The organism is Oleiphilus sp. HI0066 (genome assembly GCF_001635725.1).
Window position 1 is genome coordinate 1 of the sequence record NZ_LWFH01001779.1, and the last position, 679, is coordinate 679.

1 protein-coding gene and 1 pseudogene are annotated in these 679 nt (G+C 41.8%); one reads left to right on the forward strand and one right to left on the reverse strand.

From position 1 onward, the window contains the following. Positions 1-156: DUF1820 family protein (locus A3738_RS29690; protein WP_156504547.1), on the reverse strand; the 156-nt coding region annotated here is incomplete at its 3' end. 191 nt (positions 157-347) lie between these two features. Between A3738_RS29690 and A3738_RS27675 the strand changes: the two are divergent. After that, positions 348-679 (forward strand): annotated as a pseudogene (locus tag A3738_RS27675) (tRNA (N6-isopentenyl adenosine(37)-C2)-methylthiotransferase MiaB); the annotation flags it as partial.

Consider the following 679-nt stretch of genomic DNA (forward strand, 5'->3'; position numbering starts at 1 on the left):
ACTAGGGTCAACTAACAATTGCGACCGCTCACCAAAGAGAATTTCTTCAAGCTCTATGAAACCATACATTTCAGACGGGAAAACGTGCGCAGCGTATATTTCGAACACTTCGTCCTGATTATAAAAAACAACTTTATAAGTTTTCTTGGCAGCCATAAAACAACATTACTAAACCGGATAAAACGAGGTCGCGAATCATAGCACAAAACGAACGAATGTCAGTCATTTAGCAGCTCAGAACATCGCTGAAACCTGCCAACACATGTAACAAAAAACCGCTATAATTCGGGCGTTTAACTAGATATAATTCACGCCCTTTTTTTCACGTAAGAGTATTAAGAGTTTCGATGACCAAAAAGCTGTTTATCAAAACCCATGGTTGCCAAATGAACGAATATGATTCAGCGCGCATGGCAGATCTACTTCAAGACGATCAAGATGTTGAGTTGACAGACACTCCTGACGATGCAGACATTTTGTTGCTGAACACTTGTTCTATTCGTGAAAAAGCACAAGAAAAGGTTTTCCACCAACTTGGTCGTTGGAAGAAGTTAAAAGAAACAAATCCAGAACTGACGATCGGCGTTGGCGGCTGCGTAGCAAGCCAAGAAGGCGAAGCTATCCGAGATCGCGCCCCATATGTTGATGTAATATTCGGTCCACAAACACTTCATCGCCT